The sequence below is a fragment of the Nocardia gipuzkoensis genome, from assembly GCF_021183645.1.
Lineage (GTDB): Bacteria > Actinomycetota > Actinomycetes > Mycobacteriales > Mycobacteriaceae > Nocardia > Nocardia abscessus.
In genome coordinates, this window is the sequence record NZ_CP089225.1 from 6,865,153 (window position 1) to 6,887,324 (window position 22,172).

24 protein-coding genes are annotated in these 22,172 nt (G+C 66.0%); 12 read left to right on the forward strand and 12 right to left on the reverse strand.

What is annotated here, in order from left to right; genetic code table 11:
• Positions 1 to 263 precede the first annotated feature (263 nt).
• Positions 264 to 677, forward strand: a complete 414-nt coding sequence (locus tag LTT66_RS31330) for a VOC family protein (protein ID WP_195104872.1) — start codon at positions 264 to 266, stop codon at positions 675 to 677.
• Between the two features lie 176 nt (positions 678 to 853).
• Positions 854 to 1,447, forward strand: a complete 594-nt coding sequence (locus LTT66_RS31335) for a hypothetical protein (protein WP_233062142.1) — start codon at positions 854 to 856, stop codon at positions 1,445 to 1,447.
• A 169-nt stretch (positions 1,448 to 1,616) separates the two neighbouring features.
• On the opposite strand, the gene LTT66_RS31340 is transcribed toward LTT66_RS31335, so the two are convergent.
• Positions 1,617 to 2,351 (reverse strand): hypothetical protein, encoded by a 735-nt coding sequence (locus LTT66_RS31340; protein ID WP_233062143.1) that lies wholly within the window; start codon positions 2,349 to 2,351, stop codon positions 1,617 to 1,619.
• Between the two features lie 85 nt (positions 2,352 to 2,436).
• Positions 2,437 to 3,564 (reverse strand): NADH:flavin oxidoreductase, encoded by a 1,128-nt coding sequence (locus LTT66_RS31345; protein ID WP_233062144.1) that lies wholly within the window; start codon positions 3,562 to 3,564, stop codon positions 2,437 to 2,439.
• A gap of 113 nt (positions 3,565 to 3,677) precedes the next feature.
• Between LTT66_RS31345 and LTT66_RS31350 the strand changes: the two genes are divergently transcribed.
• Together LTT66_RS31350 and LTT66_RS31355 are read left to right on the forward strand one after the other, a co-directional pair.
• Positions 3,678 to 4,145, forward strand: coding sequence for a MarR family winged helix-turn-helix transcriptional regulator (locus LTT66_RS31350; protein WP_233062145.1), 468 nt, complete (start codon positions 3,678 to 3,680; stop codon positions 4,143 to 4,145).
• 191 nt (positions 4,146 to 4,336) lie between these two features.
• Positions 4,337 to 5,197: a haloalkane dehalogenase gene (locus LTT66_RS31355; protein ID WP_233062146.1), complete on the forward strand. Its 861-nt coding sequence runs from the start codon at positions 4,337 to 4,339 to the stop codon at positions 5,195 to 5,197.
• 283 nt (positions 5,198 to 5,480) lie between these two features.
• Here LTT66_RS31355 and LTT66_RS31360 read toward each other — a convergent pair whose 3' ends face one another.
• Both LTT66_RS31360 and LTT66_RS31365 read right to left on the reverse strand, forming a co-directional pair.
• The gene (locus tag LTT66_RS31360; protein ID WP_233062147.1) at positions 5,481 to 5,933 is read right to left on the reverse strand and encodes a MerR family transcriptional regulator; all 453 of its coding nucleotides are present in this window, start codon (positions 5,931 to 5,933) and stop codon (positions 5,481 to 5,483) included.
• Complete coding sequence (locus LTT66_RS31365) at positions 5,930 to 6,280, reverse strand: hypothetical protein (protein ID WP_233062148.1); 351 nt, start codon at positions 6,278 to 6,280, stop codon at positions 5,930 to 5,932. Before LTT66_RS31365 ends, LTT66_RS31360 begins: the two co-directional genes overlap by 4 nt.
• A gap of 123 nt (positions 6,281 to 6,403) precedes the next feature.
• Between LTT66_RS31365 and LTT66_RS31370 the strand changes: the two genes are divergently transcribed.
• The 4 genes from LTT66_RS31370 to LTT66_RS31385 are packed head-to-tail and all read left to right on the forward strand — an operon-like array spanning position 6,404 to position 8,765.
• On the forward strand, positions 6,404 to 6,781 hold the full coding sequence (locus LTT66_RS31370; RefSeq protein ID WP_233062149.1) for an ArsR/SmtB family transcription factor: 378 nt from the start codon (positions 6,404 to 6,406) through the stop codon (positions 6,779 to 6,781).
• The gene (arsB, locus tag LTT66_RS31375; protein WP_269821982.1) at positions 6,778 to 7,899 is read left to right on the forward strand and encodes an ACR3 family arsenite efflux transporter; all 1,122 of its coding nucleotides are present in this window, start codon (positions 6,778 to 6,780) and stop codon (positions 7,897 to 7,899) included. The genes LTT66_RS31370 and arsB overlap by 4 nt, the downstream gene beginning before the upstream one ends.
• A 53-nt stretch (positions 7,900 to 7,952) precedes the next feature.
• Positions 7,953 to 8,315, forward strand: a complete 363-nt coding sequence (locus LTT66_RS31380; protein ID WP_233069456.1) for an arsenate-mycothiol transferase ArsC — start codon at positions 7,953 to 7,955, stop codon at positions 8,313 to 8,315.
• Positions 8,316 to 8,330: 15 nt separating this feature from the next.
• Positions 8,331 to 8,765: an arsenate reductase ArsC gene (locus tag LTT66_RS31385; RefSeq protein ID WP_233062150.1), complete on the forward strand. Its 435-nt coding sequence runs from the start codon at positions 8,331 to 8,333 to the stop codon at positions 8,763 to 8,765.
• 48 nt (positions 8,766 to 8,813) lie between these two features.
• On the opposite strand, the gene LTT66_RS37285 is transcribed toward LTT66_RS31385, so the two are convergent.
• Both LTT66_RS37285 and LTT66_RS31395 read right to left on the reverse strand, forming a co-directional pair.
• Positions 8,814 to 9,110, reverse strand: coding sequence for a fibronectin type III-like domain-contianing protein (locus LTT66_RS37285; protein ID WP_332909699.1), 297 nt, complete (start codon positions 9,108 to 9,110; stop codon positions 8,814 to 8,816).
• Between the two features lie 21 nt (positions 9,111 to 9,131).
• Positions 9,132 to 9,653, reverse strand: a complete 522-nt coding sequence (locus tag LTT66_RS31395) for an OmpA family protein (protein WP_233062151.1) — start codon at positions 9,651 to 9,653, stop codon at positions 9,132 to 9,134.
• A 444-nt stretch (positions 9,654 to 10,097) separates the two neighbouring features.
• Here LTT66_RS31395 and LTT66_RS31400 point away from each other — a divergent pair, with 444 nt between their 5' ends.
• Positions 10,098 to 10,976: a hypothetical protein gene (locus tag LTT66_RS31400; protein ID WP_233062152.1), complete on the forward strand. Its 879-nt coding sequence runs from the start codon at positions 10,098 to 10,100 to the stop codon at positions 10,974 to 10,976.
• Here LTT66_RS31400 and LTT66_RS31405 read toward each other — a convergent pair.
• From LTT66_RS31405 to LTT66_RS31420, 4 genes are all read right to left on the reverse strand, one after another.
• The gene (locus LTT66_RS31405) at positions 10,940 to 12,310 is read right to left on the reverse strand and encodes a diacylglycerol/lipid kinase family protein (protein WP_233062153.1); all 1,371 of its coding nucleotides are present in this window, start codon (positions 12,308 to 12,310) and stop codon (positions 10,940 to 10,942) included. The genes LTT66_RS31400 and LTT66_RS31405 overlap by 37 nt on opposite strands.
• A gap of 3 nt (positions 12,311 to 12,313) precedes the next feature.
• Positions 12,314 to 13,753 carry a DUF2252 domain-containing protein gene (locus tag LTT66_RS31410; RefSeq protein WP_408638695.1) on the reverse strand — a complete coding sequence of 480 codons (1,440 nt, stop codon included), beginning with the start codon at positions 13,751 to 13,753 and terminating at the stop codon, positions 12,314 to 12,316.
• A gap of 40 nt (positions 13,754 to 13,793) precedes the next feature.
• Complete coding sequence (locus tag LTT66_RS31415) at positions 13,794 to 14,192, reverse strand: DUF7144 family membrane protein (protein WP_195104904.1); 399 nt, start codon at positions 14,190 to 14,192, stop codon at positions 13,794 to 13,796.
• A 142-nt stretch (positions 14,193 to 14,334) separates the two neighbouring features.
• On the reverse strand, positions 14,335 to 14,871 hold the full coding sequence (locus LTT66_RS31420) for a hypothetical protein (protein WP_233062155.1): 537 nt from the start codon (positions 14,869 to 14,871) through the stop codon (positions 14,335 to 14,337).
• A gap of 336 nt (positions 14,872 to 15,207) precedes the next feature.
• Between LTT66_RS31420 and LTT66_RS31425 the strand changes: the two genes are divergently transcribed.
• The 3 genes from LTT66_RS31425 to LTT66_RS31435 all read left to right on the forward strand — a co-directional run bounded on the left by LTT66_RS31425 (position 15,208) and on the right by LTT66_RS31435 (position 20,473).
• Positions 15,208 to 17,070, forward strand: a complete 1,863-nt coding sequence (locus LTT66_RS31425; RefSeq protein WP_233062156.1) for a glycoside hydrolase family 15 protein — start codon at positions 15,208 to 15,210, stop codon at positions 17,068 to 17,070.
• Positions 17,071 to 17,097: 27 nt separating this feature from the next.
• Positions 17,098 to 18,477, forward strand: coding sequence for an MFS transporter (locus LTT66_RS31430; RefSeq protein WP_233062157.1), 1,380 nt, complete (start codon positions 17,098 to 17,100; stop codon positions 18,475 to 18,477).
• 280 nt (positions 18,478 to 18,757) lie between these two features.
• The gene (locus tag LTT66_RS31435) at positions 18,758 to 20,473 is read left to right on the forward strand and encodes an alpha/beta hydrolase (RefSeq protein ID WP_233062158.1); all 1,716 of its coding nucleotides are present in this window, start codon (positions 18,758 to 18,760) and stop codon (positions 20,471 to 20,473) included.
• Positions 20,474 to 20,495: 22 nt separating this feature from the next.
• Here LTT66_RS31435 and LTT66_RS31440 read toward each other — a convergent pair whose 3' ends face one another.
• Together LTT66_RS31440 and LTT66_RS31445 are read right to left on the reverse strand one after the other, a co-directional pair.
• Positions 20,496 to 21,662 (reverse strand): glutamate--cysteine ligase, encoded by a 1,167-nt coding sequence (locus tag LTT66_RS31440; RefSeq protein ID WP_233062159.1) that lies wholly within the window; start codon positions 21,660 to 21,662, stop codon positions 20,496 to 20,498.
• A 183-nt stretch (positions 21,663 to 21,845) separates the two neighbouring features.
• Positions 21,846 to 22,136 carry an SHOCT domain-containing protein gene (locus LTT66_RS31445; protein ID WP_233062160.1) on the reverse strand — a complete coding sequence of 97 codons (291 nt, stop codon included), beginning with the start codon at positions 22,134 to 22,136 and terminating at the stop codon, positions 21,846 to 21,848.
• Positions 22,137 to 22,172 lie beyond the last annotated feature (36 nt).

Here is a 22,172-nt window from a genome sequence, read left to right on the forward strand (position 1 = left end):
ACCTTCGGCGAAAGCGTCTCTGGGTACTGTGTCGAAATCGCCGAGCACTCTCGGTGTGTTACTCAACTGGTAGAGGGAGCGTGAGCCGAAAGGTCCGTCGCGGCACCCAAGCGCGAGTGGCCGCGGCCCGAATCGTGGCCTCGTAACGGACGGCGGCTTGACCGGAAGGTCGCTGATGCGCTGGCACGCCGCGATCGGGTGACAAGACTTCGCGGCCAGGTCGCCTGAACGAAGCCGGTGGTGATCATGACAAGATCTCGATCATGCCGATTGCCACCAGTTCGTTCGACCATGCCCGCTTGACAGTGACCGACATCGACAGATCCCGGGCCTTCTATGACGCCGTCTTCGGATGGCCGATCGCCTGGGAATGTCCCGCGGACGCGGACGAAGCCACCCGTGCGCGATTCGGGTTCCTCTTCGGTGGTGTGATCTACCAGATGGGTGATGCACTGCTCGGACTTCGCCCCGTCGCCAGCGACGAGTTCGACGAAGATCGAGTAGGACTCGACCACCTCGCCTTCGCCCTCGCCACTCGGTCGGATCTCGATTCGGCGGCTGCCTTGCTCGACGAACTCGGCATCGCGCACGCGGGAGTGAAAGACCTCGGTGCCATGTACATTCTGGAATTCCGCGACCCGGACAACATCGCGCTGGAATTGGTCGTACGCAAGTAGTAACCGCCCCTTCCCTCGCGTTGGCGCGGCACCGCAGGTGCCGCGCCAGGCCGGTGAGCACCTGACGACGCTGCCCGCCCGCACCGACCTGTTGCCCGGCGCGATGGTGCGCTTGCTCAGACGCGCGCTCAGCTGGCTCTGGTAGGGGCGTCGGTCCTCGGTGGCAGGATGCGGGTGTGGGTGATTATTTCGAACGTATCATCGACCTCGATGTGACCTCGGTCGACGCGAGCACGCTGGCCGAGCACATGGTGGACTGGATGGTGTCGCGGCGATGGCTGCTCCGGGAGACTTCGCGCGACGCGATGTACAGTCTCCACGCCGACGAAGGCTATGTGCCAGGCCCCGACTGGCCGCAGATCACCCATGAATGGGGCGCCGACTGGATCCCCGGCCCTGTCGCCGTCATCGTCGGCCGCCACGACCACTATCCCGGCCAGGGTGGCATCGAACCGGCCTCCGCGGTATGCCCACGCTGCCAGGCCACCACCGTGATCATCGACTACCCGCAACAATGGGAAGCCGATCCCGCTGTGTGGCAGCCGTTCTCGGACGCGATCGCCACCTGGAAACGAACAGGCACCGGCTCGGCAATCTGCCCCTCCTGCGCCACACCGAGCCCCATCACCACCTGGCAATGGGCAGACGACTTCGCCCTGGGCGCCCTCGCTTTCGACTTCTGGGGTTGGCCGCCCCTCACCGATGACTTCGTCACCGAATTCGCCACCCGACTCGGGCACCGAACCGAACACCACACCGGCAAGTTCTGAACCGAGGCTTCCGACAATCAGCTGAGCGCGGCGCGGTCGCTGTCGAGCAGGCGGGCCCCCCTCCGGCCGTGGGAGCTACCGATACCGAATTGAAGTCGGAGATATCAGCGCGAATTACTACGCACACCACCGCGCATATACGCCGTCTGACCGAGCAAGGGCGTCCGGTTCACCTTCGGATGCCGAGCGTGCCGGTCCAGGTGGCCGTGTCGAGACCGGCACGCGCGGCCAGTGCGAACATGGCGGCGAGGTCGTTGTCGGTGCGTGGTTGGGAATCGTCCTCGGGGTAGTGCTGTGCCTTCAACCGCACCATCGTGTCGGCGAAGGATCGAAGTACGGTCTCTGTGAGGGCGCCACGCTCGGCGTCATAGAGCAGTTGTTCGCACAGCTCCGGCATACCGGTGTCGGTGGCGTCGAACTCCAGTCGGTCGGCGATCTCGCCGACCGCGTCCGCCCGTGTCGTCAAAGCCGAGATGCCACAGTCGAGTCCGTCGTCGGCCAGATCGTCGGGGTAGGGCGCCCGGTGCCACGCGCCCTTATCGAACCAGTAGATACAGCCGACCATGTAGGCATCGATCAGCTCCTGCAGGTAGCGTCGCGGCAACCATTCCGGCGCTCCGGCCAGCAGGTCGATCGCGGGCTCGTACCCCTTGACCTTGCTCGATTCGTCTTCTCCGACGAGCACTGCGCGGCCGTCGCCGAACCACTTCAGCACCCACCAGGTACAACCGCAGTCGTCCCAGTGCAGGCCGTCGTCATCGATCCAGTATCCCGAACGATGCCGCTGCGGCTCGAGTTCTTCGTCGCGATCGTAGGTAGCGACCGCTACGGCCGCCCACCGGGCCCACAGCAGCCGCGCGTCCGGCAGATCATCAGGGCGCCCGGGCCGGTGTAGCTTCGCCAATGTCGTTCTCCTGATTCGAGTTCGGTGTCAGCTGCGGCAGACGATCCAGCATCGCGTATGCGCGCATTATCGCCGACCGCCCCACCTAGCTCAGCGTGTTCAGAGCCGCCGCGTCGTACGGCTTCAGCGCGTCGATCCGCCCCGCCAGGACCTTGGACGCCCACTCCGGGTCCTGGAGCAGGGCGCGCCCGACGGCGACCAAGTCGAATTCGTCGCGCTCCAGGCGATCGAGAAGGTTGTCGAGGCTGCCGAGCTCGGCGCCCTCGCCCGTGAACGCACGGAGGAAGTCGCCGTCGAGGCCGACCGAGCCGACGGTGATGGTGGGCTTGCCGGTGAGCTTCTTGGTCCAGCCCGCCAGGTTCAGGTCCGAGCCGTCGAACTCCGGGAGCCAGTAGCGACGGGTGGAGGCGTGGAAGGCGTCTACACCGGCCGCGGCGAGCGGAGCCAGGATCGCCTCCAGCTCCTGCGGAGTCCCGGCGAGCCGCGCGTTGTAGGCTTCCTGCTTCCACTGCGAGTAGCGGAAGATCACCGGGAAGCCGGGCGAGACGGCCGCCCGAACCGCGGCCACGACCTCGGCCGCGAACCTCGTACGAGCCACCGGATCACCGCCGTAGACATCGTCACGGCGGTTCGTCCGCGCCCACAGGAACTGGTCCAGGAGATAGCCGTGAGCACCGTGCAGTTCGACGCCGTCGAAGCCGATGCGCTCGGCGTCCGCCGCGGCCTCGGCAAAGGCGCCGATGACGTCGTCCAGGTCATGCTGGGTCATCGCCTTACCGAGACCCTCGGTGCCGTCGACGCGAATACCGGAGGGGCCGACGGCGGGCGCATCAGGGTAGGGCGCGTCGCCCTGGTTGCGGACCATGCCGATGTGCCACAGCTGCGGCACGATCGTGCCGCCCGCCGCGTGGACGTCCTCGACGACCTTCGCCCACCCCGCCAACTGCTCTTCACCGTGGAACCGTGGCACCCGATCACTCTGCCCGGCAGACTCGTGGCCGACGTAGGTGCCCTCGGTGACGATCAGGCCCACGCCGGCGGCGGCGCGGCGGGCGTAGTACGACCGCACGTCGTCACCGGGAATGCCGCCAGGGGAGAACATGCGCGTCATCGGTGCCATCACGATGCGGTTCGGGACGGTCAGGCCGTTCAGCGTGACGGGCCGTGACAGGGTCTCGGCCGTGCGGGACGCCTGGGACGCGGTGACGCTCACTGGATGCTCCTCGTAGTTACTTGAGAAAGTCGATGGTTGAGAACTTCAAGCAATGCGATACGGTAGAGGTAAATATTTGAGATGGTCAAGTTTCTGCGGATAGGGTGGTCCGCATGGCAGAAGCTCCCCGCGTCGACACGGCCCAGCTCATGGAGTTGCTCTCGGTGTCCCTCGGTGCCTACTACGGCGACTTCACAGCCGCAGCGGCGAGGGAGAATCTCACGGCGAGCCAGGGCAAGACGCTGACCGCGCTGCGCCGGAGACCCGTCGCAATGCGCGCCCTGGCCGAGACCTTGGTCTGCGACGCCTCCAACGTCACCGGGATCATCAACCGGCTGGAGAAGCGTGGCCTCGTGCGCCGGGAGGCCAGCACATCCGACCGGCGCGTCACCAATCTCGTCATCACGCCCGAGGGCGAGCAGGTAGTCGACAGGATCCGGGCGAGAATGCGCGCCACCCAAGACGGCCTGAACAGGCTCAGCGACCAGGACCGGGACTGTCTGTACACGCTGTTGGAACGGGTTTTCGTCACCCGGCTCGGTACCCGACCGGACTCACCTACGTCGGTCGCCGGTCGTTAGGTGCACTGACCACGGACGTTGGCAGCGGCGTGTCGGTGGCATCCTCCACATCCGGTTGGCGCGTGGGTGGAAATAGCTGAAGGTCCATTGGCCCGGCAGCGGCAGCGCCGGGAGAGCGGCTTCGGCGCAACCGGATCGGGTTCTGTGCTGAGTGGGCAGCGAATGTAGGCTCGCGCAGAGGGAGGGGCTCAATGCTGATCGACTTTGTTCCCGACGGGAAGCTGTACCCATTTGCGTCGCGCTGGTTCGACTCGTCCGTCGGCCGCGTTCACTACATCGACGAGGGGGCCGGACCAACGATCCTGTTCTGTCACGGCGCTCCGGCGTGGAGTTTCCTCTACCGCCACATCGTGAAGGCCCTGCGCCATCGGTACCGCTGTGTCGCCGTCGACTACCTGGGCTTCGGATTGTCCGAACGGCCAACGGGTTTCGGCTACACCATCGCCGAGCACACCTCGGTCCTCGGCGAGTTGATCGATCATCTGCAACTCGATGGCTTCGTCGTGATGGGACACGATTGGGGCGGACCCATCGGTCTGGGCGCGATCACCGCGCGGGCGGACCGGGTGCGAGGGATCGTACTGGGCAATACCGTGTTCTGGCCTATCGAGGCCATCGCCAACCGGGCGTTCAGCATGATCATGAGCAGCCGTCCGATGCAGCGGCGGATACTCGAACAGAACTTTCTCATCGAGCGCGTGCTACTCGCTGAACTGAAGCACACGCTCACCACGGTCGAGGCCGATCACTACCGCGCGGTGCAACCCACCGCCGAGGCCCGTCGTGGACTCGCTGCCACGCCCGGACAGATTCGTGCCGCGCGTCCCCTGCTCGAGCGACTCGCCCGAGACGTGCCTGCCCTGCTCGGCGACAAGCCGACCCTGCTGGTATGGGGAATGCGGGACATGGTCTTCCGGCCGAAGGCCGGTATCCCACGAATGCGCGCCGCCTTCGCAGATGTCGAGGTGGTCGAGTTGCCGCACGCTCGTCACTTCGTTCAGGAACACGAACCGGATGCGATCGCGGCAGCGATCGCGAAGCGTTTCTCGTAAGTGTGATCGGACGACGAGGGATTGACGCCGCAACCCGGCGGTCCTCTCCGAGCGGTCGAGCGTGGACGCGGGTCGAAATATGTAGGTGTCCCGGTCGAAGCCGGGTGCTCTGCCGCCGGTGCGCGTGCGCCGCTTCCGGTTGGTGATCTGATCCGATCGTTCCGGGGCAACCGCCTGCATATCGTCGGTGAAGAACGGATCCCATCGGGCCAGGCAGCAGCCCAGGCAGACGGCCGCGCCCAGCCCGATCGGCGCCCACCGGCGCCGCGAACCGGTGCCGGGTTCAGCAGCCACAGTCGCCTCCCGGGCTGAGCGTGTCACTGTCGTGGTCGTCGGTGAACGGCACGGGACAGCAGGGGCTTTCACTGCACGCGATCAGGTCGTCGCAGCCGGCCGCGATCGCCGCGCGCAGGGTGTCGCGCACCGCGGTCAGCTCGGCGAGCTTCGCGTCGACCTCCGCCAGCTTCACCGCCGCCCGGGCCTGCAGTCCGGCGTCGGCGCGGCGGCGCCCGAGCCCGGTGACATCCAGCAGGTCGGCGACTTCATCGAGGGTGAACCCGAGCCGTTGGGCGGCCTTGATCACCCGCAGCACCGTCAACGCCTGGTCCGGGTACAGCCGGTGTCCGCCCAACGATCGCTGCGGTTCGGCGAGCAGCCCGCGGCGCTCGTAATAGCGCAGCGTTTGAGTGTTCACCCCCGCGGCCGCGGCGAGTTGGCTGGTGCGCAACCCGGTCAACGCCGGTCCCCGCCGATCGCGACGCCCACTCGGGTCGCCAGCGCGTCGAGGACCTCGACCTGGCTGGCGGGCACCTCGATGCGCATCGCCGGCCCGTCGGTACTGGTGTCGAAGGTGAAGGCGAAGAACGAGCAGCAGCCGGACTCGCGGGCGGCCAGATCCCGGCCGACCGCCTCGGCGCCGGTCTCCAACAGCAGATCCAATCGTGTGCGCGCCGGGCGATCGGTGCGTTGCACGGACTCGGCGAAGAATCGGTCGAACTCCGCGACTCGAACCGGTTGCTCGGCGGTGGGCAGCGTGCAGGAGTCCGGCACCCAATCCCCGGAAGAAGGCGTAATCATCGTCATGACGCCACGGTAAGCCTGTACCTAGGTACAAGATGCAACCCCGAACATGGAGATTGCCCCCCCGGCAGTCTGTTCACCCGGTGTTTGCTTGCTCCCAGTATTGATATCGATCAATATAGGTCCATGTCGAAGTCGCAGCTTCCGATCGTTCCCGTGCAGTCGTGCACGGCCGCGCCGATCGTGCGTGAACCGTTGACCGCGCAGACCGCCGCCGAGCTGGCGGGGGTTTTCAAGGCGCTGTCGGACCCGATGCGGCTGCGGTTGCTGAGCACGATCGCTTCGCGCGCCGGCCAGGAAGCGTGCGTGTGCGATCTGTCCGAAGGCATCGATCTCACGCAGCCGACGATCTCCCATCACTTGAAGGTCCTGCGCGAAGCCGGACTGCTCGCCAGCGAACGCCGCGCCTCCTGGGTGTACTACCGGGTGATTCCCGAAGCGCTGCAAAGGCTTTCGGAAGTGTTGCTGGTCGAAAGTGGCGCCGCCGCGGCGGTGAACGCGTGAGCGCGGATACCGCCGTCGCGGAGAGCGGAGTTGTGGCGAAGCTGTCCACGCTGGATCGGTTCCTGCCGGTGTGGATCGGTGTCGCGATGGCCGCGGGATTGCTGCTCGGACGAATGATCCCAGGGCTCGGGGATGGGTTGAGCGCGGTGGAGATCGATGGCGTTTCGCTGCCGATCGCGATCGGGTTGTTGATCATGATGTACCCGGTGCTGGCGAAGGTGCGTTACGACCGGCTCGACATCGTGACCGGCGACCGGAAGCTGCTGGTCGGGTCGCTGGTGTTGAACTGGGTGCTCGGCCCGGCGCTGATGTTCGCCCTGGCGTGGCTGCTGCTGCCGAATCTGCCGGAGTTCCGAACCGGACTGATCATTGTCGGCCTGGCACGGTGCATCGCGATGGTCATCATCTGGAACGACCTGGCGTGCGGTGACCGCGAAGCCGCCGCCGTGCTGGTGGCGTTGAACTCGGTGTTCCAGGTGCTGATGTTCGCCGTGCTGGGCTGGTTCTACCTGTCGGTGCTGCCGGGCTGGCTCGGGTTGGAGCAGACCACGATCGACACCTCGCCATGGCAGATCGCGAAGTCAGTGCTGATCTTTCTCGGCATCCCGCTGCTGGCGGGCTATCTGACCCGCCGCTTCGGCGAACGCGCCAAGGGGCGCGACTGGTATGAATCCACGCTGCTGCCGCGGATCGGGCCGTGGGCGCTGTACGGGCTGCTGTTCACGATCGTCATCCTGTTCGCCCTGCAAGGCAAACAGATCACCTCCCAACCCCTGGACGTCGTGCGCATCGCGATCCCGCTGCTGGCCTACTTCGCCATCATGTGGGGCGGCGGCTACCTCTTCGGCGCTGTGATGGGCTTGGGCTACGAGCGCACCACCACGCTGGCGTTCACCGCGGCGGGCAACAACTTCGAACTCGCCATCGCCGTCGCCATCGCCACCTACGGCGCGACCTCCGGCCAAGCCCTCGCCGGAGTCGTCGGACCCCTGATCGAAGTCCCCGTCCTCGTCGGGCTGGTGTACGTCTCCCTGGCGCTACGCACACGCTTCCGCCCCACCACTCCGGCCGCGCCCACACTTGCCGACTCGGCGGAGGAAAAGGTGCTCGAGCGGTGAGCGCGACCCCTGCTGTGCTGTTCGTGTGCGTCAAGAACGGCGGCAAGTCCCAGATGGCCGCCGGACTGATGCGGCACGCCGCCGGGGGACGCCTCGAGGTCTACTCCGCGGGCACCGCCCCCGGCGAGAGCCTCAACGCGTTGTCGGTGCAGTCGCTGCTGGAAGTCGGCGTCGACATCCGCGAGGAAACCCCGAAACCGATCGACTCGCGGCTGCTGCGAGCGGGCGACCTCGTCGTCACCTTGGGCCGCGAAGCGCACGTCGATCCCGTCGCCGGGGTGCGGATCGTGAACTGGGACACCGATGAACCCTCCGAACGCGGCATCAACGGCATCGAACGCATGCGACTGGTCCGCGACGACATCAATACCCGTGTGCGGCACCTGCTCACCGAACTCGACATCCCCACCAGCTGAAAGGCCAACTCACTCATGGCATCCAAGCCCAGTGTGCTGTTCGTCTGCGTGCACAACGCCGGACGCTCTCAGATGGCCGCCGGATTCCTCGCCCACCTCGCCGGAGACGCGATCGAAGTCCGCTCCGCGGGCAGCGCGCCCGCCGAGTCGATCAACCCGGCTGCGGTCGAAGCCATGCGCGAGGTCGGCATCGACATCTCCGACCAGTCGCCCAAAATGCTCACCTTCGACGCGGTCGAAGCCTCCGACGTGGTCATCACCATGGGTTGTGGCGACACCTGCCCGGTCTTCCCTGGGGTCAGCTACCGGGACTGGGTGCTCGAGGACCCGGCTGGCAAGGGTGTCGAGTCGGTGCGCCCGATCCGCGATGAGATCAAGGTCCGCATCGAGGAACTCGTCGCCGAACTGCTGCCCGCACGCGCTCGAGCTGAGGGTATCGACAGCAAATGAATCCGGTGTCTACGGCCGGGTGCCTGAGAGATCGGCGGCGGTTCGAGGTCAGTCGACGTATGCGACGTGCCGAAGGTCGGTGACCGATGTTCCGACGTGCGGGGAGAAGGTGCCGGATTCAGTTGCCCAGCCGTTGTCGGTCCAGTGTTCGAAGGCTCGTTGTGGGGTGACTTCGACGGGGCGGGATTCGCCGGGCCCGAGGTTCACGGTGGCGAATCCGGCCAGCCAGCGGACAGGGCGGTCGAGCGAGCTATCCGGGTGGAAAAGGTAAGCCTGAATGACCTGTTTTCCTGCGCGGTCGCCGGTGTTGCGGACGATGATCGTGGCGACGCGAGGTAGGTGCAGCCTGGACCTGCGGTGTGGCCACTATTCGGGGACCACCGCGATCTGCGCCGCATCGACCTGAACGTCCGCCGCAGTCGGGTTGGCCTCGGCCTGAACGGTGATCCGCGCCTTATCGATGCCTTCGGACTCGAGCTGCGACGCGATGTTGTCGCCACGGGCCTTCGCCAGGGATTTGGCGGCAGCAACATTCGAATCCTGGGCGTAGGTCGTGATCTTTACCTTGGTGTCGTTCCCTTTCAGCGGGACCGCGACCGCCTTGATGGTCGCGACATCCACCGCGCTGAGATCGGAGCTGCCGCTGTCGAAGGTGATCGGCACGGCGGCAAGCGCCGCGTTGATCCCGTCCTGAACCTTTTGCTGCGCGGTGTTCAGGACCGAACTCACGACAGAGGACGCGGTCGTTGCGATGCCACTGCGCATACCGCGCGTACTTTCGCCCGGCGACGTCGTCGAATCGGATCCGCCATTGGACCCGCATCCGGCGGTCATGATCAAAACAATCGCCGTCGCGGCAATCCCGCTGACGCTTTTCCTGGATATCATCGGCCTACTCCTGCGTTCGGTGGAGAATCCCGTTTGGGTCATACGACGTGATGCTCGAAGTTCGGCACTTCCGCAGTCCCTGCCCTCATGGGTCCGCGCACGTAGGTAGATCGGCGATGTCGACAGGGTGATCCTCACCCAGGTGCACCCGTCTGGGTGTCGTTTCGCAGTCGATCGGTATATCGGCAAGGTTCAGTCGGGCTTTCCCAACAGAATTGATACAAGTCGACATCGTGCCTAGATGACGGCGTAGCGTCGATCCAACAGGATACGTGCTTCTGGTGATCCAGTCAGGCGGCGACCGATTGCGGCGAGTCGGGCATCGAGGTGGATGCGATCCTTTCGTTGATCGGGCTGCTGGTCGCGCGGGCCCGTCTGAACCGAGACCAGTCGCAAGAATCCGATCATTCCCCGGCTGAACGAGCAGAAGGACAGTGAAGCGCGGTGCGGTCGGTGAAGTTGTCTGTGGCGTTGGCCCGAGAGGTATCGCTCGCGCGAACGCACGCCGCGACCGGCTGGCTGCGAGGTACTCCGTACGGTCGCACGTTGCGCCGCGTGATCGATGGACTCGTGGAGATCCAGATCGTGGATCGGTCACTGGCGCTTGCCGCGCAGATCTTCACCTCCGTGCTGCCGGTTATCATCGCCGCGTCCGTTTTCAGTGGCTGGCACGGGGCGGCGAACACGATCAAGGACCAGTTCGGCTTCGATGCCGAATCGCTGGCCGCGGGCGGGGAATCCACACTGGCCGATCCGTCGGTGGCCGCGTTCGGTGTGGTCGGACTTCTGATGGTCCTGCTCGGCGGCACGTCGTTCGCGCGGGCGCTCGCGCGCGTCTACGAGGCGGTCTGGAAGGTGCCTGTGGTCGGTGCGCGAGACGCGTGGCGGTGGCTGGCCGCGCTGCTGGCCGTCGCTTCGGCCGCGGGCCTGGTGGGGCAGACACGCGAACTCACTCAGATCCGTTACGTGGGTGGGCCGCTGGCCCTGCTGAGCGAGCTGGCCATCTGGGCGTTTGTCTGGATGCTCGCCCCCTTCGTGCTCACCAAGGGAGCGCTGACCGGCCGTCTGCTGTGGGTGTCCGGCGTGCTCACCGCAGCCGGTTTGACCGCGGTACACCTGGTAGGCCGCTTCGCCTTGCCTCGCCTCACAGCGAACGCGAAGGAGCACTTCGGCCCGCTGGGGCTGGCGTTCACCTCGGTCAGTTGGCTTTTCCTCATGTCGGTCGTGATCGTAGGGGCGGCATCGGTCGTGAAGGGGCTCGCCCTGGACGAGACCCCTCTCGGTCGCTACCTTCGGGGCCCGAATGGCGACGACCGCGAATGACGCTGTGGGTTGCCGTGCCACGCCAGCGTTCGGAGGCGAACCCAATCGATGGTGGGTTCTGCGGGACGGACCCCTGGACGGTGGCGTGGAACCCGGACCCGCAGGGCGGCGGGCTCGATCGTGCAGCGCACCGGGGTGGAGAGCACGAGCGACTCACCGTCGACGCCGACCGGGGCGTCGGGTCCGTCGGCGTCGATGACCGCCTCGACCGTCGTGTGCTGCGCCAGTCCGCGGACGTTGGCTCGACGCAGGAGGCCGACCGCCTGGCGGGTACTGGCGACCGACACCGTCACGACACCGAGGACGCCGCGGTCGAGCCGGTCCCGGCGACCGAGGCCCACGAGGTCACTACTGCCGTAGGGGTTGTTGCTCACCAGGACTGCCTGGGGGTTTCGCACGATGACATCGGCGCCGATCCGTGCGACGAGTTGCGAACCCGAGTGCCCGGCGAGCAGGTCGGGGAGCAGCTGCAATGTCGTCCCTGCCTTGTCCTCGCGGTAGGCGGGGCTGCGCACGACCTCGGCGTAGACGCCGAACGAGGCGTTGTTCACAAACGGGCGGCCGTTGATCCAGCCGAGGTCGACGGCTAGGTCGACGCCCTCGCGCAAGGCGTCGAGCGACCGCCCGGGGTCGGTGCGGTCGAGGCCGAGATCCATCGCGAAGTGGTTGCGTGTGCCGGCGCTGATGACCAGGAACGGTAGATCGTTCTCGGCCGCGACCGCGGCCACGAGGGCCTGCGTCCCGTCTCCGCCGGCCACGCCGAGCAAGTCGGCGCCTCGTTCGACCGCCTGCCGGGCCAGGGCGGTGACATCGACCATGCCCGGCCCCTCGAGCAGGACGACTTCGGCGCCCAGTTCCTCCGCCCTTCGCCGCAGGTCGAATCTCGCTACCTTGCCGCCGCCCGAGTGCGGGTTCATGATCAGGACCGGGTGCCGAGCCGGCGTAGCGGGGACCTCCGGCATGGCGGTGTCCACGGGTCTTCCGCGCAGAGCGGCGCGCGCGCAGAGCACCGCGAGGAACGCTGCGACGTAGGACGCGACCACCTCTGCCAGCAACTGCGCGCGAACGAACAGGACCAGCACGACGATCGGCGCGAGCACCGCGATGCCCAGTGCAATCCAGCGCAGCGAACCGCGACTGCTGAGGAACCAGTACAGCGCGGCGACGGTGACGACGACGCCGCCGACCCCGACGCAGAGCACCCCCACGGTGCTCAGGATGCCTGCGGACACAACAGGTATAGCCGCCGCGAGGAACGCCGACGCGAACGCTGCCCGTGCCCACCAGCGCTGAGATCGGGTGGCTGTGTCGGAGGAGGGGCGGTTGCTGGTCATCGGTTACACCCCGAACTGGGCAGTGACGATGCCGTCGTCGATCGCCTTGCGGAGCGCGGCGTGGTCGCGTGCGTTCTGGTCGGCGTATTCCTCGGCGAACGCGGACATTGCTTCATCGAAGCCATCGTCGGAGTCGAGGTAACTCGCGATCGCGAATCGGTCGCCCGCGCGTGCGTGCGCGTGGGCGAGCACGCGTGCGCACAGGCGGCCGTACCGGGCCAGCAGGTCGGGGGACATGGTTTCGACGACAGCGGATCCTTTACCGTCGCGGAGCTGGCGGACATAGAAATCCCGCATCACTCCGTCGGTGTCGATGCCTTGCTCCCAGCCGACGAAAATATCACCGGCGGCCTGCATCAGCCGCTGACCGGCCACGACCCGTTCGCCCTGGTTGGTGAAGGTCGGGCCGTCGAGGTACCTCGCGAGGACGGATGGTTGGGCTTCCTTGGCCTGCAGGAACAGCGGGTCGTCGCTCGGCCCCCGGAGGAGGATGATCCACGCTCGGGTGCCCACGCTGCCCACACCGACGACCTTCCGTGCCGCCTGGACGTATTCGAATCGATCGAACAGGACCCGCCAGTTGGATTGCAGCGTGTCGCGGTAGTGACGGAGACGTTCGATGAGTACGCGGTCCAGCTGCTCGGCCTCGGCATCGGTGAAGATTTCCTCGATCGGGACGATCAGAGGCGGCATGCTCACGATCCTCGGCCGCCCGTCCACGACAGTGGTCAGCTTTGCCAGCGCCTGGACGCTGTCTCTGCCCCACGATTTGTCGATCGACTTCTGGATGCGTTTTCTGGTCGAGGAATCGAGGACCTCGCGCAGCTCGTCCATCTGGGTCGCGGCGTCGATGTGGGAGTACCAGACCGCCAGTTCTCCGTGTCCGGCTTGGTCGGCCATCGTTTCGCGGTACTCGGCGGCGCAGGCGCGGGTGCTTCGCCTACGTTGTTTGCCACTGTGGTTGTTGTCGTGCCCGGCGACTGCGAGGCTTGCGACCAGTCGTTTGACATCCCATTCGAACGGGCCGGGATAGGTTTCGTCGAAATCGTTGAGGTCGAAGGCAAGTTTGCGTTCCGGTGTCGCGAAAAGCCCGAAGTTGCTCAGGTGCGCGTCGCCACACAGTTGGGTATACAGGCCGGTGGTCGGGGCGTGCGACAAGTCGTCGGACATGACCAGGGCGGCGCCGCGGTAGAAGGCGAACGGCGAAGCGACCATTCGCCCGTATCGCACCGGGCCGAGTTCCGGAATCCTGGTCGCCGCCTGGATTTCGAGCAGCTCGATCGGGTCGCGGTCGCGATTGGCATCGTGCTCGGCTATGGCGCCGAACGGTGTACGGCGCCGTGCCGTCTTACCGTATTCGATGCGGTCGGCCCGCGTCCGTTCGCCGGCCACGTCAGCGCGCCCGGTGGACCGCGCAACGGAGGGATCGTTTTGCGCTGTCATGACTTGCGCGGCATCGAGTATTCACGCAGAAGCAAGTCGACTAAACGCGTTCGGGTCTCCACGTAGCGACCGCCCAGATCACAACGATGTCGAGTGCGATGATCAGTATCGACCACCAGGGGTAGTACGGCAGCCAGAGGAAGTTGGCCAGTATCGATATTGCGGCGATGACGATCGCGGAGACGCGGGCCCACCCCGCTCCGGTGAACAACGCGAAGCCGATGACCATGAGTAGCGCGCCGAGCACGATGTGAATCCAACCCCAGGTCGTGAAGTCGAACTTATATACATACTCGACACCCGTTACGAAGACCTCGTCTTCCGCCACCGCGGAGATCCCCTGGAACAACTGGAGAAGGCCCACAGTGACGAGGATGATCGCGGCCCCTATCGAGGTTCCTGCCGCGACGCCCTGTTTGACCGACGAATTCTCGGACATATTCGCTCCTATCCTCGACCGATCGAATACCGCCGATTCTCCGCCGAAAGCACGCGCCGGTGTGCTGGATCCCGGAATATGCCGTTGCCACCTGCAAGAGGCCGGGCCGACCACGCCGCCGAAATCACGTCGCCCACACGTATCAGTGGGTGAGGATCACCTTGATTCCCACGACGGTGGCGGCCGCGCAGACCAGCAGCACCGCTCCGAGCAGCGTCCAACGATTGGGCCGCTCACCGTGGAGTCGCGCGACGACGAAGACGATTCCGCCGATCCGCACCAGCATGGCCGCCTCCGCGAGCAGCTGCGCGGTGCGTGGATCGATCCACCCGATCGCCGCGGCCGCGAGGATCGCGCAGGGCAGCACCGCCGAGCTGAGGATGGGTAGGGAGTCACGCAGGTCCGCCCACCGCTCCTGTGGAGAGAGTGCATGGCTCTGGCGCACCGATTGACCGATACCTTCGGCGAAGGCGTGCGCGATGAACGTGGAGAGAGCGGTGCCGAGGACGACCCAGATGCCGACGTACTCGGCGGACGGGTCGACCGGTATGAGCGCGGCAAGGATCAGGACATTGCCGTAGATGTACGCGCTGATCCGGCTGGCCGCGTTTCGGCGGTCGAGCGGAACGTTCCGGGAAAACAGGGGCCCGTGCAAGAGCGATTGTCTGCTGCGTTCCATCAGTCCTCACAGTGTTCGTGCGCGACACCGGTCTTCACCATTGACGAATTTCGAGGGTTGTCGAGTAGTTGCTGATCCGGCCGGTAGTCGAGTGAGGTTCGATGCCGCCGTATCAAAAGTTCTTTCGAGATGCGGTTTCCGGGGCTACCGAGAATGTCAGTCCGATCGCCACAGGTTTGCCATCTGGAACAGATCTACTTCGTCAGTCTTCTCCCGTTCGCCGACGGCGCGGCGCACACTGGGGAGGACAGTGCTTCCGGAGAGGAGGTGCAGGCGCTTGGAAGGGCCAGTTCGGCCATCCGGTCATGCCCGATTCCCGGTATGAAGGAGCAACTTGTGAACGCCTACCCATCGATCGCCGAGCACGGCATCGTCGGCGATCTGCAGACTACGGCATTGGTCTCGTCTGCGGGCACGATCGACTGGTGGTGCACACCGCGGTTCGATTCACCCAGCCTCTTCGCGTCGCTGTTGGATAGCGAGCGGGGCGGGCATTGTCGCCTGGCCGCCGATGTCACGACGGAAGATATGGCTGTCCGCCAGCTGTATATGCCGGATACAGCCATCCTCGTCACTCGGTTCATGGCGCCCGAAGGGGTCGGGGAAGTCGCCGACTTCATGGAGCCGATCCGCGATTCCGCGCCCACCGACCGGCATCGACTGGTGCGCGTGGCCCGGGTGGTCCGGGGGAGTCTGCCGCTCACGCTCGATTGCCGCCCACGATTCGACTACGGACGCGCCACGCACACTCTGGAACGGCTCGGCGACCGAGCTGCGGTCTTCCACGGCCCCGGCACGGATCTGCATCTGCAGACCACCGACCCGGTGTTGCTGCATGCCGAGGACGGAGACATCACGGCCCGCTTCACGCTCTCCGAAGGGGAGACCGCCGTAATCGCGTTGACCAGCATGGCGAGCGACGGCCCGGCGCCGTCGCATCCGTCGCGGGAGGATATCACCACCGCCTTCGAACAGTGTCGGGGTTTCTGGCAGTCCTGGCTGCGTTCGTCCACCTACCGAGGCCGGTGGCGGGACATGGTCAACCGTTCGGCGATTACGCTGAAACTGCTCACCTATGCACCCAGCGGAGCGCCGATCGCCGCTGCCACGATGGGGCTGCCGGAACAAATCGGCGGTGAGCGCAACTGGGACTACCGCTACACCTGGATCCGGGATGCTTCGTTGTCGGTCCGGGCCTTGATCGATCTCGGCTTCACCGACGAGGCATTGGCTTTCCGGCGCTGGCTGCGTGACCGCCTCGAGGCCAGCGACACCGCGTCAGGTGAGCCGCTGCAGATCATGTACCGGATCGATGGTGATCCCCATTTGGACGAGGAAGTACTCGACCATCTGGAGGGCTATCGCGGTTCCGCACCAGTGCGGGTCGGGAACGCGGCGGCCGAGCAGATCCAACTCGATATCTATGGTGAGGCCGCCGACGCCCTGGCCCAATCCTCGGACATCGGTGGCATCCGGGGGTGGCGGGCCTTCGCGAACCTCACCGACTGGCTCGCCGAACACTGGGACCGGCCCGATGAGGGGATCTGGGAAACGCGCGGCGGCCAGCAGGAATTCACCTATAGCCGACTGATGACATGGGTGGCGTTCGATCGCGGAATTCGATTGGCTACCGAGTACTCGCGGCCCGCTGATGTGGCCTGCTGGACTCAGGCGCGGGACGCGGTGTTCGCCCAGATCGTCGAACGCGGCTGGAGTGCCAAGCGGCAGGCTTTCGTGCAGCACTACGCCACTGATGTGCTCGATGCGTCACTGCTGCTGATGCCGCGCATGGGATTTCTGTCGCCGCGGGATCCGGCGTGGCTGAGCACCCTTGATGCCATGGACGACGAGCTGGTCAGGGACAGTCTGGTCTACCGCTACGATCCCGAGGCATCCCCGGACGGTCTGCGCGGCGTCGAAGGCACCTTCAACCTGTGCAGCTTCCTGTATGTCGAGGCGCTCGCCCGTGCGGGCCGGGTGACCCAAGCCCGCTACGCCTTCGACAAGATGCTCACCTACGCCAATCACGTCGGGCTCTTCGCCGAGGAGATCGGCCCCTCCGGTGAGCAACTGGGCAACTTTCCTCAGGCATTCACCCACCTGGCCCTGGTCGCGGCCGCCATGGCCCTCGACGAGCAACTCGACCGGGCCGAGGCCCAGCCGACGGCGACGGCGACGGCGACGGCGACGCCAGGATAGGTCGACAGCCGGATGGCCGGTACCGGTGTGTCCAGCCCACCCCGCGGTGCGCTCGTCCCGCTGGCGCTCGCGCAGTTCATCTGTAGCTTCGCCGGTTCGAACATGAACGTGATGATCAACGACATCAGCGCCGACCTGAACACCACCCCGCAGGGCGTGCAGATCGTCATAACGATCTTCCTACTGGTCATGGCCGCGCTGATGATTCCCGGCGGCAAGCTCACCGATCGCTACGGCCGCAAACGGTGTTTCGAGCTGGGTCTGATGATCTATGGTGTCGGCGCCGTATTGAGCGCCCTCGCGCCCGGCCTGGGTGTGCTGATCCTGGGCAACTCGATCCTCGAGGGTATCGGCACCGCGATGCTGATTCCGCCCGTCTACATTCTCACAACCCTCTTGTTCACCGAAACAACCTCGCGGGCAAAGGCATTCGGCGCCATCATGGCGCTGGGTGGCATCGGCGCCGCGGCGGGCCCGCTGCTCGGCGGAATCATCACCTCGACGCTCGGCTGGCGAGCGGCATTCGTGTTCCAAGCACTGGTGGTCGCGGTCATCGTGCTGCTCGGGCGGCGCATCGTCGACCCGTTGCCGCCGGACCCGACTCGGACCTTCGACGTGGGTGGCGCGATTCTCTCGGCGGCCGGACTGATCCTGCTCGTGACAGGCATTCTGGCCGCCGACGACAACGGCTGGCTCATGCTCGCCCTGCTCCTACTCGGCGCGGTGGTTCTGCTGTGCTTCTACCTCTACATTCGTGCCCGGGAGCGATCCGGCCGCGAGCCGCTCATCTCGACCAGCCTGTTCCACAACCGCACCTCCAACCTGGGCCTGGTCACCGAGCACATTCAGTGGCTGCTGCTGATGGGAACGTCGTTCGTGGTGGCGGCGTATCTGCAGGTTGTGCGGGGATACAACGCGATCGAGACCGGCGTGATCTTCACCGCGGCCACCCTGGGACTGCTGGCGTCATCACTCGCCGCCGCCCGGCTGGCGCGGCGGCGGGCCCAGCGCACCCTCATCATGGCGGGCTTTCTGGTAACCATCGCCGGCATCGGCGTGCTGCTCGGGCTGGCCGGCCGCTTCGTGAATCCCTGGGCGTTCGCGCCCGGATTGCTGCTGATCGGTTTGGGGCTCGGCGTCATGCTGACCCCGGCGGTCAACGTCGTTCAGTCCAGCTTCGGCGAGGACCAGCAGGGCGAAATCTCCGGGCTGTCGCGCAGCGTGTCCAATCTCGGCTCCTCGCTCGGCACAGCCATCGCAGGCACCATCCTCGTCGCCGGGCTCTCCGCCCACGCCTACGCCGCCTCGATGATCGTTCTGGCTGTCATCGGAGCCGCCGGATTCCTCGCCGCAGCGTTGCTACCTCGGCAGGCAACTGCGGCTGCGGGGAGCCGTGGGGCCGGGTGAGGGAGTCACTCCGTGCACAAGCGCCGCCGCGCCGTACCGTCTGCGCCGATGCGGTCGCTCGCGCGTTGCGAGTCGCGAGGGTCGGGACGGTAGCGGTGGGAGCACGAAGCGCCGCCTGGTGCGCGTCAGAGTGTCTCCTCACGTTCGCCGGCGACGCCAAATATCCGGTCGAGTGCCCGGCGCGGTGAGATCTACCCCATCGCGCGAGCGAGCCGATGGGCAGAATTCACTTTGCCTGCAATAGGTCAGCAATTCTGATTCTGCCGCTAAGCTTGTCAGCGTGCCGACCGATGTGATCGACGGTGCAGCCGACCGTGAATCCGGTTCAGTCCGCTCGCGCGGCCATCATCGCTGGCTGCCGGACCGATATGCGTTCGGTGGATGGGTTGTCGCGGTGCTGTTCGCGTGGCTGTCGTTGACGCCCACACTTCTGCCGCGCGGCCCGTTCTTTCAGGGGTTGGTCACTGGCGTATCGGCAGCAATCGGCTATGGCATCGGGTTCCTCGGCTCGAAGTTGGTCCGCTACCTGGTGCAGCGGGAGTTGCCGGCACGGGTGAAAACTGTCGTGCGGCGGACGGCCGTGGTGATCGCGTTGGCCGGAACCGTGGTGCTACTCGTGTGGTTCGGGGACTGGCAGTCGCGGCTGCGAGAACTCATGAACGCCGCTCCCTTCCCATGGTGGGGTTACGTCCTCATGGTGGTGCTGGCGGTCGTGTTCTACGTCGGGTTGGTGGCGCTCGGGCGCCTGCTCCTCCACGCGGTGCGGTGGGTCGAACACAAGGTCAGCCGGGTGATACCGCGGCGGATCTCGGCGACGGTGATCGGAATTCTGGCGGTAGCCCTGCTGGTGGCGCTCATCAACGGGGCGGCGGTGCGCGTGATCATGTCCGGGCTCAACGATTCCTTCGCAGCACTGAACCAAGAGACCAAGGCCGGTGACGACCCGCCGGCCTCGTCGCTGCGGTCGGGCGGTCCGGGCTCGCTGGTCAGCTGGGATTCGCTCGGGCGTCAAGGGCGTGCGTTCGTCTCGCGCGGCCCGACCGTCGAAGAACTATCCGCGTTCCACGGCGGACGGCGCGCGACGGAACCGATCCGCGCCTACGCGGGGCTCGCCAGCGGTGGTGACTCGATCCGGGAGAATGCCCAGTTGGCGGCTGACGAACTCGAACGTGCCGGCGGCTTCGAGCGCGCCGTGGTCGCCGTGGCGGTGACCACCGGTACCGGGTGGATCAACGAAAGTCTCGCGTCCTCGCTGGAATACATGTACAACGGCGACACCGCCATCGTGGGGCTGCAGTATTCCTATCTGCCGAGTTGGCTGTCGTTCCTGGTGGACAAAGAGCGGGCCGGACAGGCCGGTGAGGCGCAGTTCGAGGCGGTGTACGACAAGTGGAAGAAGCTGCCGCCGGAGTCGCGTCCGAAGCTCGTCGTGACGGGGGAGAGCCTCGGCTCTTTCGGGGGCGAGAGCGCCTTCGGCGATGTCGACGATGTCGAGCTGCGGACCGATGGTGTGCTGTTCACCGGCCCGCCAAATGCCAACCGGATATGGACCGACGTCACGACGAACCGGGATCCGGGCTCCCCCGAAAGGCTGCCGGTTTACGAGCAGGGCCAGACCGTGCGTTTCGGTGCGCAAGCGCCCGCGGACCTCGCACGCCCTGATACCCCATGGGATCGGCCACGGATGGTCTACTTGCAGCACGCCTCCGATCCGATCGTCTGGTGGACTCCGGAACTTGTACTGCGCAAGCCGGATTGGCTTCGAGAGGAACGGGGCGAGGATGTGCTCGACAACACGCAGTGGTATCCCTTTGTGACGTTTCTGCAGGTCGCGGCCGATATGGCGGTGTCGACCGGCGTTCCCGACGGGCACGGACACACCTATATCGTCGACATCGCGGACGCATGGAGCGCGATACTCTCGCCCGAGGGCTGGACCGCAGCGGATAACGACCGCCTGAGAACCACGCTCGCCGGTATCGGCGGAGACGGCTGACCTAGTTGCTCCACATTTGCCGTCACCGTTCGAGCGTCGGCTCGCCGCTCGCGGTGATTCGGCATCCCTCGGTTGTCGAGTGCGTTGCCGTATCGATGACCCCCATGAGGCCGCCGACGCGTAGAGCGCGGCGCTGCCGCATCGCGCCATTGCCACCGGCGAGGACCCCAGCCATCGCATCGCGGGTGTGTGCGTAGTCGCCGGATTCCTCGAGACACGCTCGGGTGTAGGAGAGCAGACGGTTCAACTGCCGGACGACCGGTACCAGGCGCCGTGTCGCTATGTCGAATCCCGAACCCGCGAGGCCGTCGCGTGCTGCCCGCCAGCACGCCGACCGCAGCTGTCCCTGGTCGATCGGATCGGCGAGCCGACCGCTGTCCACTGCGGCCACGGCCGTGACGACCAGGGCCCGGACCAGCGTCGCCAAGAGTACGGTTTCGGCGACAGTGGCCGGAACGTCGCTGATTCGGATCTCGATCGTGGGCAAGTGCGCGGACAATCGCACGTCCCAGTAGATCATCGCGGTGTCGAGGATGCTTCCACTCTCTCGAAGCATCTCGACTGCGCCGTCATAATGGTCGGCCGACCGGAAATACGGCGGTGGCCCCGCGCTGGGCCACCGCGACCATTGAAGGTGACGCCAACTGGCGTATCCCGTGTCGGAGCCGCCGGTGATGGGGGAGTTCGCGGTCAACGCCAGTAGCGTCGGCAGCCACGGCCGCAGATGGTTGCTGACCTGAACCGCGACTTCCCGGTCGGGTACGCAGACGTGAACGTGGCAACCACAGATCACCTGTTCGGTGAGTTCTCCGAACCACTCCGCCATCCGCCGATACCGTGGTGTCTCGGTCAGGGATCCGGTCGGCGGAAGCCACAGGGGGACACCCAGGGCGAGCAGCCGGGATTCGGACCGCGCCGCCGCCTGCGCAGCCAGAAGCCGCGCCCTGCCCAACTCGTCCCGCAACGCCGGAATAGTCGTGCACACCGGGGTGGAGGTCTCGAGCTGGCACTTGGAGAGCTCCAATTGCACGTCGATGCCCGAAGCTGCGGCTGCGACAGCGGTGCTGGTCAACGAGGGCCGACCAGTGGCAGGATCGACCAGAACGAACTCTTCCTCGACGCCGACGGTGAATTGCTCGATCCCGTTACCGCACCGCGGATACGAATGCATCGACACAGCAGTTGCCATGGCGACCTCCGACTGAACAAACTTCCGACCGTCCGACCCGCCGATTCCGGTGCACTGACGTCGAACCAACACCGTTCGGAGTTCGAACTGTGATCTCGCGACGCACTCCGCACCGCATCGGCCCCACCCTGACCGAGAAGAAATTCCGTTGCCGTCGAGCAGTGGCGTGGAAACGACGTAACTTCAGGATCGGAGAATTCTGGCCTTCTCGGCTTCGAACTCGGTGTCGGTGAGCACACCTTGGGCTTTGAGCTGGGCGAGTTCCTTCAGTGCGGTGATCCGGTCCATCCCCGCACCGCCGCTCGATTGCGGTGCGGGCGCGGGTTGCGGTGCCGCATACTGCACGTCAGGAGCGTACTGCGCATCCTGCGTGGCCCACCGCTCTCCCTGCCGTCGGGAGACGCGGTTGGAGACAGCGGTCGCAGTTCCGGCGACCATGGCGGTGCGGGCTACGCCGCGAAGCAAACCGGGCATGACGCCCTCCTTGATCGGTCGAGCTGACGACACGAA